Origin of the sequence: Pseudomonas sp. FYR_5 (assembly GCF_043106315.1) — a bacterium.
GTDB classification, from domain to species: domain Bacteria; phylum Pseudomonadota; class Gammaproteobacteria; order Pseudomonadales; family Pseudomonadaceae; genus Aquipseudomonas; species Aquipseudomonas putida_Y.
On sequence record NZ_JBICMK010000040.1, the window covers coordinates 107,642 to 118,934 of the forward strand.

The window sequence follows — 11,293 nt, forward strand, 5'->3', positions numbered from 1 at the left end:
TTGCGGCCCCTTCAATCAATGGGCAAAGATCGACCCACCCTCCTTGCCCACCATCTTCTCAGGCTTGATCAGGAACCGCGCCAATGCCGGTAGCAGCCACAACGCACCAAACATGTTCCAAAGCAGCATGAAGGTCAGCATCAGACCCATGTCCGCCTGGAACTTGATCGCCGAGAAAATCCAGGTGCATACCCCAATGGCCAGGCACAGCCCGGTGAACAGCACCGCTTTGCCGGTCGAGCGCAGGGTCTGGTAATACGCCTCCTGCAACGGTAAACCGGCACGCAGGAAGCTTTCCAGGCGGCTGTAGATATAGATGCCATAGTCCACACCAATCCCCACACCCAGCGCCACCACCGGCAAGGTCGCCACTTTCACCCCGATGCCCATGTAGGCCATCAGCGCGTTGCCCAGCACCGAGGTCAGCACCAGGGGCAGCACGATGCACAGCGTGGCGGCGAACGAGCGGAAGGTGATCAGGCACATCACGGCCACGCAGATGTACACCAGGATCAGGATGGTCAGCTCGGCCGACTTGATCACCTCGTTGGTCGCGGCCTCGATGCCCGCGTTGCCCGCCGCCAGCAGGAACTGCAGGCCTTCCTTGTCATGGCTGTCGGCAAACGCCTTGGCCACGGCGGTGACGCGCTCCAGCGTTTCAGCCTTGTGATCATTGAGGAACACCAGCACGGGTGCCAATGAGCAGTCGCCGTTGTAAAGGCCATCGGCCCGGGCGATAGAGTTGTTGAGGATGTCCGGGTTGCGCGACAGGGTTTCCCATTTCAGGCTGCCCTCGTTCATGCCCTTGATCACCTGTTTGGAAACGGTGACCAGGGAAATCGCCGACTGCACGCCAGGGGTGTTTTCCATGGTCCACATCAGCTCGTCGATCGGCGCCATGGTCGAGTGGACCGAGCACTTCTCCGACGGCGTCTTGACCATGATCACCAGCACATCGGAACTGGTCGAGTAGTTGCTGATGATGAAGTTGTTGTCCTGGTTGTAGCGCGAGTCGGGGCGCAGCTCCGGTGCACCCTGGTCGAGGTCACCGATCTTCAGGTTCTGGCTGTACCACAGGCCGCCGGCGAAGGCGAGCAGTGCCAGCACCACCGACACCGGCGCCACCTTGGCACTGGCGAAGTTCGACAACAGGCGCCAGAACGGGTGCTCGCGGGTCGCGTCTTTCTTGCTGCGCTCGATGGCCTTCTTGCTGATGCCGACGTAGGAGATGGCCACCGGCAACATGATCAGGTTGGTGAACACGATCACCGCCACACCGATGGAGGCGCCGATGGCCAGTTCGCGAATCACCCCGATGTCGATGATGAGCAGGGTAATGAAGCCCACTGCGTCGGCAAGAATGGCGATCATTCCCGGCAGGAACAACTGACGGAATGTGCGCCGGGCAGCGGTTAGGGCATTGTCGGCATCACTCGACTGCAGCGCGATACCGTTGATCTTCTGCACCCCGTGGGAAATGCCGATGGCGAAGATCAGGAACGGCACCAGCATCGAGTACGGGTCCAGGCCAAAGCCCACCGCATGCATCAGCCCCAACTGCCAGACCACCGCCACCAGCGTGGTAATGAGCACGGCGACAGTGCTGCGGATGCACCAGGTAAACCAGTACAACAACACCAAGGTGATCGCCAGGGCGACGCCGAAGAACATCGCCACCATCACCAGGCCATCGATCAGGTCACCGACCTTCTTGGCAAAGCCGACGATGTGGATTTTTACATTGGGGTTCTGCGCCTGGAACTTGTCGCGGATCTTCTCTTCCAGCAGGTGAGAGAACTGCTGGTAGTCCAGCTTCACCTGTTTGCCAGGGTCCTGCGGGTCCGGGTAGCTCTCCAGCAGCGGCACGTCGACGATGCTGGACTTGAAGTTGTTGCCCACCAGGCGCCCCACCTGGCCTGACTTGAGCACGTTGTCGCGCAAGCTATCGAGGCTGTCCTGCGAACCGTTGTAGGTGTTAGGGATTACTTCGCCACCGGAAAAGCCCTCCTCGGTGACCTCGCTCCAGCGCACGCTGGGGCTCCACAGTGACTTCAACCCGGCCCGGTCGACACCGGGAATGTAGAACACCTCGTCATGGATCTGACGCAAGGTCTCCATGTAGTCCTTGTCGAAGATGTCACCGTTCACCGCCTCCACCGAGATGCGCACGGTGTTGCCGAGGTTGGCCAGGTCGTTGCGGTGCTCCATCATCTGCTCGATGAACGGGTGCTGCAGCGGGATCATCTTCTCGAAGCTGGTGGACGGGCGAATCTGCGTGGCCTGCCAGAACAGGAAAATGCTGACCAGCACGCACAGGGCGATGACCACGGGGCGGTTATTGAAGATCAGGCGTTCGAGCAGCGTGGCTTGATCCTGATGATGCGGGTGCATGGCAATGCTCTCCCTGCTGGTCATGGACGCACCTCCCGGGCAGCCTGATCAGCCCCTTCGGCGCTGGTCAGGTGCACACCACCCTGCCCTACCAGCAGCAGGCCGCCGTTGGCCAGGCCACTGACGCCGGCCAGGGCGAGGCGGTCGGCACGGTTGTACACGCTGAAAGTCTGGCCGTCGTCCGTGCTGCGCAGCACGCTGCCACCATTGCCGACCAGCACCAGGGTGCCATCATCGACAAGCGTAGCGCCTGCCAGGCCGAACTCCAGCGTACCGCGCGCGGCCTTGAGTTCGATCGGCTGCCAGCTGTCACCGAAGTCGCTGGAGCGGAACAGGTTGCCGCGAAGGCCGTAGGCCAGCAGGGTCTGCGGCCTGGCGGTGCCGATCACGCCGAACAGCGAGCCCTCGTAGGGGCCCTGGACCTTGGCCCAGGTCTGGCCCTTGTCGGCGGAGCGGTACATACCGCCCTGCTCACCCACGATGAACAGGCCGGCATCGCGCACTTGGGCGATACCGTTCAGGTGCAACTGATCCGGGTTGTCCAGCCGCTCGGCCACGTCCTGCCAGTGCTGCCCGCCATCGGTGGTTTCCAGCAAGGCGCCATAGGCCCCCACGGCAAAGCCGTGCTGGGCGTCGAGGAAGGTGACATCGAGCAAGGGCGCTTCACGGGCGAGGTCTTCGAACTGCTTGCTCCAGGTAGCGCCGCCGTCGCTGCTGGCAAGTATCTGCGCGTCATGGCCGACGGCCCAGCCATGCTTGTCATCGAGGAAAAACACGGCAGTGAGCAATTGCCGGGTGGGTACCCGGGCCTGGGTCCAGGTACTGCCCTGGTCGTCGGAGAACAGAATGTGGCCGCGATCACCGACCACCACCAGACGCTTGCCGGCATGGGTGGTGTCGATCAACAGGCTTTCACTGGCCTTGGCCGACTCGGTGGAGTATTCGTCGGCTGCCGCGGCCTGGGCGCTGTCGGCCCACACACCCAATGCCAGTGCCAGCATCGCGCTGGCTGCCCATGGCCAGGCACCACGCCTGGCTGGCGTACGTAACTGCTCCCTCATGACTGCCCCCTTGTTGTGTTCTTTTTGGTGGGTCAATGCCTTGCAGGCCTTGCGAATGCCTGATCTAGAGGCCTGCAATAGCTTGAGGGGATCGTAGCGGGGATGTTGGCGGGAGTACAACGGGCGGGGTGTTATGTTTTGTTGTCGGCCGGGGAAAGCCGGGGCCGCTGGGCGGCCCTTCGCGGGTAAACCCGCTCCTACAAAGGTTACGTCCCCCTGTAGGAGCGGGTTCACCCGCGAAGGGTTGCAAAGCAGCCCCAATTCACAAGAATTACGCCAGGCTCTTGCTCACCACTTCATACACATCACTGGACAGCTCGCCAGACGCCAGAATGCGCTCCAGCTCACCCTTCATCAGCGCCTGACGCGCATCGTCATACTTGCGCCAGCGGGTCAGCGGCGCCAGTTGCCGCGATGCAATCTGCGGATTCAGCGCATTCAGCTCGATCACCAGGTCCGCCAGGAAGCGATACCCCGAGCCATCGGCAGCATGGAAGTTGACCAGGTTCTGCCCGGCAAAGGCACCGATCAGCGCACGCACCTTGTTCGGGTTCTTCAGGGTGAAGGCCGGGTGCTGCATCAATGCCTTGACCCGCGCCAGCCCGCCCGGCAGCGTGCTGGCCGCCTGCACGCTGAACCATTGGTCCATGACCAGCGGGTTGTCCTTGAAGTGCTCGGCAAACGCTTCCAGCGCTTTCGCGCGCTCGGCCTCGAACGGCGAGTTGACCAGTACCGCCAGCGCGGTAAGGCGCTCGGTCATGTTGTCGCAGTGCTCGAACTGCTCCAGGGTCGCCTCCAGCACCTGTTGCTTGCCACTCTGCATCAGGTACGACAGGGCGATGTTCTGCAGGCTGCGGCGGGCAAAGTGCTCGGCCGAGGCCACATAGGCAGTGCTGCGCGACACTTCGCGGTTGGCCTGGTAACGCGCCCACAGGGTGTCGAACAGGTGTTCGGCGATCTGCTGGCGTGCGAACTCGCGGGCGGCATGGATGGCGTCGACATCGGCCACCTGGCTGATCTCGGTAAGGTACGCCTCACCTGGCAGCGAGAGCATTTCGGCCACCATGGCCGGGTCCAGCGATGCATTGCCCAGCACAGTGCCCAAGGCGGTAATCAGGCGCTGGTCGAGCTTCAGGGCTTCGCCGCGTTGATGCTGGCCGATCAGTTCCTGCAGTACCTGCACCGACAGCTGCTGGCCCGCTTCCCAGCGGTTGAAGCCGTCGCTGTCGTGCTGCATCAGGAACATCAGCTGGTCGCGGCCATACGGGAAGCTCAGCTTCACCGGGGCGCTGAAGCCACGCAGCAGCGACGGCAGCGGCTTGGCCTGGATGCCCTGGAAGGTGACGGTTTGCTCGGCCTCGGTCACCGACAGCACGCGGCTGGTCCCTTGAGCGGCGTCTTCGCCAACCAGTTGCAGCGGCAGGTCGTTGCCGGCGGCATCCAGCAGGCCCAGTTCCACCGGGATCACGAACGGCAGTTTCTCGGCCTTGTCCGGGGTCTGCGGGCAGCTCTGGCGGAACGTCAGGCTGTAGGTCTGCGCGGCGTCGTCATACGCTTCGCTGACCTCCAGGCGTGGGGTGCCCGCCTGGCTGTACCAGCGCTTGAACTGGGTGAAGTCGACGCCGTTGGCGTCTTCCATGGCCTTGATGAAGTCGTCGGTGGTTACCGCCTGGCCATCATGACGCTCAAAATACAGGTCGCTGCCTTTACGGAAGCCTTCGCTACCCAACAGGGTACGGACCATGCGCACCACTTCGGCGCCCTTCTCGTACACGGTCAGGGTGTAGAAGTTGGAGATTTCGATGAAGCTTTCCGGGCGCACCGGGTGGGCCATGGGGCCGGCGTCTTCGGCGAACTGGTGGGTGCGCAGGTAGGCCACGTCTTCGATGCGCTTGACCGTGCGCGAGTTCATGTCGGCACTGAACTCGGCATCGCGGAATACCGTGAAGCCTTCCTTCAGCGACAACTGGAACCAGTCACGGCAGGTAACGCGGTTGCCTGACCAGTTGTGGAAGTACTCGTGGGCGACCACGCCTTCGACGCGCTGGTGCGCAGCATCGGTGGCGGTTTCGGCACGGGCCAGCACACAGCTGGAGTTGAAGATGTTCAGGCCCTTGTTTTCCATGGCGCCCATGTTGAAGTCATTGACCGCAACAATCATGAAGATGTCCAGGTCGTACTCGCGGCCATAGACTTCTTCGTCCCAGCGCATGGACTTTTTCAGGCTGACCATGGCGTGGTCGCACTTGTCGATGTTCTCGGGCTCGACGTAGATGCGCAGGGTCACATCACGGCCGGACTGACGGGTGAAGCTGTCTTCAACGCACCACAGGTCACCGGCCACCAGAGCGAACAGGTAGGCCGGCTTCATGAACGGGTCTTCCCAGGTCGCCCAGTGGCGGCCATCTTCGGTCGGCCCGCTGCCGATCGGGTTGCCGTTCGACAACAATACCGGGTAGCGATGCTGCTCGGCGATGACCGTGGTGGTGAAGGTGCTCATCACGTCCGGGCGGTCGAGGTAGTAGGTGATCTTGCGGAAGCCCTCGGCCTCGCACTGGGTGCAGAACATCTTGCCCGACTTGTACAGGCCTTCCAGGGCGGTGTTGCTTTCCGGGTGGATCTTCACGCTGGTGTCGAGGGTGAAGCGCTCGGCCTTGGGCTGTACGGTCAGGCTGTCGGCGTCGAGCTGGTAGTCGCCTGGCTGCAGTTCCTGGTCATCCAGCGAGGCGCGCAGCAGTTCCAGCTGCTGGCCATCGAGTTCCAGTGGCGGCAGGCCGGCACCGCGTGCCGGGTTGCGGCGCATGACCAGTTGCGCGTGAACCAGCGTGTGGTCCTCGAACAGCTCGAAGGTCAGGTGCGTCTCGTCGATCAGGTACTCCGGCGCCTGGTAATCCTTGAGGTAGATCACTTGCGGTTGTTCGGTACGCATGTGCAGGTCCTTTTTACTGGAGCACGGCCAACTGGTAGGCCGTGTACTTGCGAATATTGATCACACCGGTGTCGAAGATCAGGTACTGGCCCTTGATGCCCAGCAGCGTGCCCTCGGCCACCGGGTCCTTGTCGAGGTTGAAGCTGACAATCTTCTTGGGGTACGCCTCGACCGGGTAGTTCATCTGCACCACTTCGGCGTCCGGCAGCGGCTGGATCGCCTGCAGGCCGAAGCGCCCCTGCAGCTCGCGCAGGCCGTCGGCGCAGGCTTCGAAGACCTGCTCCCGGATGGCCGGCAGGTCGAGCACCTCGGCATCGCCCTTGAGCAGCGCGCGCCAGTTGGTACGGTCCGGCACCTGGCTGCGCAGCACGTCTTCGACCAGGCCCGATTGCTGCCGGGTGGCCACGCGCATGATCGGCAACGCCTGACTGGCACCCTGGTCGAGCCAGCGGGTGGGCAGCTGGGTGGCACGGGTAATGCCGACCTTGATCCCCGACGAATTGGCCAGGTACACGATGTGGTCGGTCATGCAGAACTGTTCCCCCCACGACGGCTCCCGGCAGGTGCCGGCGTCGTAGTGGCATTTTTCCGGGGCCATGATGCACACATCGCACTGGGCCAGCTTGGTCATGCACGGGTAGCAGTAACCCTGGCTGAAGCTGGTCTTGGTGCGCTTGCCGCAATGGCTGCAATGAATGGCGCCGAGGTATTCCAGGCGCAGGCGCTGGCCGATCATGGGGTTGACCGGCACCTGCGTGTCATCCAGGCGGAAGCTGTACTGCACCACCGGTGCCTGCAGGCTGACGGCCATTTTGCTCAACGAGCCACGCGCGAGTTCGATCAATGTACCGAGTCCGACTTGAACAGAATGTTGGCGATGGGCGCGGACTTCGACGCGCATTCCTGTGGGCCCATGTAGCCGGTGCGCTGGTCTTCGGGCAGGTTCTTCATCTCCCAGGCGATGACCGCCTGCAGCGACAGTTCTTTCTGCTCGGCCGTGAGCTTGCGGCCATCCGACCATTTGCCGATTTCCACCGCCAGTTTCAGGCTCTGGTAGATTTCCGGGGTGATGTTTTCAATCATTTGCGCGAAAGTGGACATAGTGTCTCCTGATTCAAGCCGACAGTTTACGCCGGGCCAGCGCCCCACCCAAGAGCCCGGTCAGGCATCCGATGAGCAGCCCGCCGACGTGGGCGGCATTGGCGATCTGGCCAAGGCCGAGGGTGCCGACCACGCCGGTCAGGCACACCACCAGCCAGATCAGCATCATCACCAGCACGCCCTTGGGCAGGTTGAAGTAACGGTCGGGCGCCAGCCACTGGTACAACCAGATGTGCCCGAGCAGGCCGTACAGCACGCCGGACAGGCCGCCAAACAGGCTCGGCCCGCTGGTGTAGTGCTGGGCCAGGTTGGACACCAGGCTGAACAGCAGGGTCAGGCACAGCAACGCCCACGGGCCCTGGCGCAGTTCGATGCGTTTGCCCAGCTCCCAGTACCACAGGCTGTTCATGGCCAGGTGCAGCACACCGAAATGCAGCAGCATGGGCGACACCAGTCGCCACCACTGACCTTGGTCGAGGGTTTGCGCCAGCGAGGTGAAGTACAGGTAGTCGCCCTGGACACGGAAGTCGAGGAAGGTGAACCAGCTGATGGTGGTGATGTTGTCACCAAGCCCCGTAAGGCCGGCGACGATGAAGCACAGCAGCAGGGTGAGGGTGGTGATTTTGCAGGCCTTGGCCTGGGCTGCCAGAGAAGGCTGTGTGGGGGCATTCGCGGGTGAAACCGCCCCTACAGGGTCGGCGCTGGCCGGCAGGTCGGCGTTGCCGTTGGGGTAGCGCTGGTAGAGCTGCAGCACATCTTCGGCCAAGGTGTCGGGGGCCCAGAGGACCTGGGCATCACCCTCCTCGCTGACCCGGTGCGGCACCTGCAGGCGCTGCAACAGCTGGACGAAGCCGCTGAGGTCGACCGACAGCGGCAGGCGCATCACTTCGATTATGTTCATTGGTTGGCCTGTGGGCGGTCAACGTCGACCCAAACGAACTTGTGTGGGTCGATGCGGGTTTCATCATCCAGCCGGTAGGCGACCAGCTTGCCGTAGAGCACGGCGCTGTAGTCCAGGCAGGCCAGGTTGGCGCGGATTGGCGCCGGGCGGCCGCTGCGCCAGTAATGACCGACGAACAGCATCGGCTGGTCTTCGTCATATCGCAGCAAGGCGTTCTTCTGGCTGTGGCTGAGCGGGGTACTGGCCACTTCTTCGGGCAAGGCATCGGGCTGGAACACGATGTCACCGTAGGTTTTCGGGTCTTCTTCCCAGAACTTGGTGCGGAAGAACGCGCGGGTCAGGCCGTCGCCGCCGGTCAGCGTCAGCCCGTCCGGCAGGCGCATGTCGGTACCGCGCAACAGGCGGTTGCACACCGTGTCGGCAAAACTGCCACTCACGGCCGAGGCCTGGATGAAGTGTTCATCGATGCGTCCGTCGGGGTATTGCTGGCGCAGCGGCTCGATCAGCCGCGGGTCCCAGCAGGCGTGCACCAGACGGAAACGGCCGGCGTCAACGAACAGCGGCAGCTGGTAGAACCAGTTGACGAAATCGTGCCAGTCGCCAGGGTGCTGGGCAAACTGGGTCAGGGTTTCGTCAATCAGCCGGGCATGCCGCGGCGTGTGTTCGCGTACATAGGCCTTGCCGCTGCCAGGCAGTGCCGGGGTGACCCAGCCCAGGGCGTTGTATTCGTGGTTGCCCATGATGCAGAACGCCTGGCCGGCTTCGACCATGTCGTGGACGATGTACAGCGCCTCACGAATGCGTGGCCCGCGGTCGACGATATCGCCAAGGAACAGCACCTGACGTCGCGGGTGGCGCCACACGCCGGCCACGCGCTTGTATCCGAGGGCGTCGAGCAGGCGTTCAAGGGTCAGCGCACAGCCGTGCACGTCGCCGATGATGTCAAAACTTCGCGCCGGATCGAGCATCAGTCGTCACTGCTCCCCAGGCGGCTGCCCCAACCCAGCTTGGTGCGGCAGACCTCGTAGTAATTGTGGTCCAGCGGGTGGATCAGGCGCAGTTTCTGCGGCTTCTTGCTGACCGTGATGGTGTCGCCGGGGGCACAGGTGAAGTGGTTCTGGCCGTCACAGGACACCTGCGGGTAGATCTGCAGGTCCTTGGACACCACGATCTTCAGCTCGCTGTTGCCGTCGACCACGATCGGCCGGCCCGACAAGGTGTGCGGGTACATCGGCACGATGACGATGGCATCGAGCTTGGGGTGCATGATCGGGCCACCGGCCGACAGCGCATAGGCGGTGGAGCCGGTGGGGGTGGCGACGATCAGGCCGTCGGCTTTCTGGCTGCAGACGAACTGGCCGTCGATGTAGATCTCGAACTCGATCATGCGCGTGGACTTGCCCGGGTGCAGCACCACGTCGTTCAGTGCATCGCCCTGGCCGATGGCCTCGTGGTGGCGGCGCACCTCGGCCTGCAGCAGGAAACGGTTTTCCACCAGGTAGTGGCCGTCGAGCACTTCGGCGACCTTCTGCTCCAGCTCGTCGGGGCGGATGTCGGTGAGAAAACCCAGGTTGCCACGGTTGATACCCAGCACCGGAATGTTGTGTCGGGCCAGCGCGCGGGCTGCGCCCAGCAGGCTGCCGTCGCCGCCGACCACGATGACCAGGTCGCAGACCTCGCCCAGCAGCTTGCGGGTGGACGTTTGCAAGCCATGGCCGGGCAGCACTTCGGCAATGGTGTCCTCGAGGATCACGTGCAGGTGGCGATCGAGGAGGAATTTTTTAAGTCGGCGAATGGTGTCGAGCACCTGCGAGCTGCCAAGGCGACCGATGATACCGATATTGCGAAATTGCTCCATGGGGCTCCTGCAAGGCTTTGCGGCGGGTGACGATGCGCCGATTATGGGCGAAACCACCGGGCAGCGGCAAACCGGCTATGCTCGCAGGATGACGCCATTCGCCCAGCTCCACGACCTGCCCCGACAATTGCAGCGCGCCACCGTGCGTGACCTGGCATGGACCCTGTTGTCACCGCCCCTGCTCAGCGACCCGCCCTGCCCCCAGCGACACCCGCTGGCGGGCAGCCTGTGGGCGCAGCAGCCGCAACGCCTTGAACAATGGTTGCGGGCCCTGGATGCCGATGACCGACCGTTGCGCGCGTGGCTGGCGCAATTGGGCAGCCGGCGCCTGGGGCATTACTACGAACGCCTGTGGCAGTTTGCCCTGGGCCAGGCGCCAGGCATCGAGCTGCTGGCCGCCAACCTGGCGATTCGCGATGGCGGGCGCACCCTGGGCGAGCTCGACGTGGTGCTGCGCGACCGCGACGGCGTGCACCACCTGGAACTGGCGATCAAGCTGTACCTGGGCCCGGAAGACGCCGGGCACGACCCGCATGCCTGGCTGGGGCCTGGTTGCCATGATCGGCTGGGGACCAAGCTTGCACACCTGGCAGGGCACCAGTTGCCCATGTCCAAGGGGGCGCAGAGCCGCGAGATGCTGGCCAAGCTGGGGATTGAGCAGGTACAGGCACATGTGTGGCTGGGCGGCTATCTTTTCTACCCGTGGCCGGGCCATGCCAAGCCACCCACCGGCGCCAACCCGCAGCATTTGCACGGGCGCTGGGTGCGACGGCAGGACTGGGTGCTGGCTGAAGGTGAACGGTGGCAGCCGCTGCAACGGCATGCCTGGCTGGCACCTGCGCGGTTCGAGGCAGGCGAATGCTGGCTGGCGGAGCAGTTTGCAGCCTGGTTGCATATGCTGGAGCAGCAGGCACCGGCGCAGTTGCTGGTGCGACTGGAGCAGGAGTCCGATGGCGCCTGGCAGGAGGTGGAGCGGGTGTTTCTTGTGGCTGATGACTGGCCGTATCTGCCCGGTAACTGATGTCACCTGTTCCGGCCCCTTCGCGGGCACG

The 11,293-nt window shown here is 63.5% G+C and carries 9 protein-coding genes; 1 reads left to right on the forward strand and 8 read right to left on the reverse strand.

Annotated elements, in window-relative coordinates:
• Window positions 1-15: 15 nt before the first annotated feature.
• The 8 genes from ACF8RA_RS04625 to ACF8RA_RS04660 form a co-directional block, all read right to left on the reverse strand.
• Complete coding sequence (locus ACF8RA_RS04625) at window positions 16-2,415, reverse strand: RND family transporter (protein ID WP_176684485.1); 2,400 nt, start codon at window positions 2,413-2,415, stop codon at window positions 16-18.
• On the reverse strand, window positions 2,412-3,452 hold the full coding sequence (locus ACF8RA_RS04630; RefSeq protein WP_176684486.1) for a YCF48-related protein: 1,041 nt from the start codon (window positions 3,450-3,452) through the stop codon (window positions 2,412-2,414). The genes ACF8RA_RS04625 and ACF8RA_RS04630 overlap by 4 nt, the downstream gene beginning before the upstream one ends.
• 271 nt (window positions 3,453-3,723) lie before the next feature.
• Complete coding sequence (gene pepN, locus ACF8RA_RS04635; protein WP_392518835.1) at window positions 3,724-6,381, reverse strand: aminopeptidase N; 2,658 nt, start codon at window positions 6,379-6,381, stop codon at window positions 3,724-3,726.
• Between the two features lie 13 nt (window positions 6,382-6,394).
• Window positions 6,395-7,225: a DUF2797 domain-containing protein gene (locus tag ACF8RA_RS04640; RefSeq protein ID WP_339444509.1), complete on the reverse strand. Its 831-nt coding sequence runs from the start codon at window positions 7,223-7,225 to the stop codon at window positions 6,395-6,397.
• Entirely contained in the window at window positions 7,222-7,482 is a 261-nt protein-coding gene (locus ACF8RA_RS04645) for a YeaC family protein (RefSeq protein WP_003247224.1), read from the reverse strand. The genes ACF8RA_RS04640 and ACF8RA_RS04645 overlap by 4 nt, the downstream gene beginning before the upstream one ends.
• Window positions 7,483-7,495: 13 nt before the next feature.
• Window positions 7,496-8,383: a rhomboid family intramembrane serine protease gene (locus ACF8RA_RS04650; protein WP_392518836.1), complete on the reverse strand. Its 888-nt coding sequence runs from the start codon at window positions 8,381-8,383 to the stop codon at window positions 7,496-7,498.
• On the reverse strand, window positions 8,380-9,351 hold the full coding sequence (locus tag ACF8RA_RS04655) for a metallophosphoesterase (RefSeq protein ID WP_176684490.1): 972 nt from the start codon (window positions 9,349-9,351) through the stop codon (window positions 8,380-8,382). Before ACF8RA_RS04655 ends, ACF8RA_RS04650 begins: the two co-directional genes overlap by 4 nt.
• The gene (locus tag ACF8RA_RS04660) at window positions 9,351-10,241 is read right to left on the reverse strand and encodes an NAD(+) kinase (RefSeq protein WP_003247220.1); all 891 of its coding nucleotides are present in this window, start codon (window positions 10,239-10,241) and stop codon (window positions 9,351-9,353) included. The genes ACF8RA_RS04655 and ACF8RA_RS04660 overlap by 1 nt, the downstream gene beginning before the upstream one ends.
• On the opposite strand from ACF8RA_RS04660, the gene ACF8RA_RS04665 reads away from it, so the two are divergent.
• Window positions 10,240-11,262 carry a DUF1853 family protein gene (locus tag ACF8RA_RS04665; RefSeq protein WP_392518837.1) on the forward strand — a complete coding sequence of 341 codons (1,023 nt, stop codon included), beginning with the start codon at window positions 10,240-10,242 and terminating at the stop codon, window positions 11,260-11,262. The two genes, ACF8RA_RS04660 and ACF8RA_RS04665, sit on opposite strands and share 2 nt — an antisense overlap.
• Window positions 11,263-11,293: the final 31 nt, after the last annotated feature.

What these genes read in the sequence shown, in the direction of transcription:
- ACF8RA_RS04660 (WP_003247220.1), bottom strand. Translation starts at nt 10,241, where the DNA reads ATGGAGCAATTTCGCAATATCGGTATCATCGGTCGCCTTGGCAGCTCG.
- pepN (WP_392518835.1), bottom strand. Translation starts at nt 6,381, where the DNA reads ATGCGTACCGAACAACCGCAAGTGATCTACCTCAAGGATTACCAGGCG.
- ACF8RA_RS04645 (WP_003247224.1), bottom strand. Translation starts at nt 7,482, where the DNA reads ATGTCCACTTTCGCGCAAATGATTGAAAACATCACCCCGGAAATCTAC.
- ACF8RA_RS04665 (WP_392518837.1), top strand. Translation starts at nt 10,240, where the DNA reads ATGGGGCTCCTGCAAGGCTTTGCGGCGGGTGACGATGCGCCGATTATG.
- ACF8RA_RS04655 (WP_176684490.1), bottom strand. Translation starts at nt 9,351, where the DNA reads ATGCTCGATCCGGCGCGAAGTTTTGACATCATCGGCGACGTGCACGGC.
- ACF8RA_RS04650 (WP_392518836.1), bottom strand. Translation starts at nt 8,383, where the DNA reads ATGAACATAATCGAAGTGATGCGCCTGCCGCTGTCGGTCGACCTCAGC.
- ACF8RA_RS04630 (WP_176684486.1), bottom strand. Translation starts at nt 3,452, where the DNA reads ATGAGGGAGCAGTTACGTACGCCAGCCAGGCGTGGTGCCTGGCCATGG.
- ACF8RA_RS04625 (WP_176684485.1), bottom strand. Translation starts at nt 2,415, where the DNA reads ATGACCAGCAGGGAGAGCATTGCCATGCACCCGCATCATCAGGATCAA.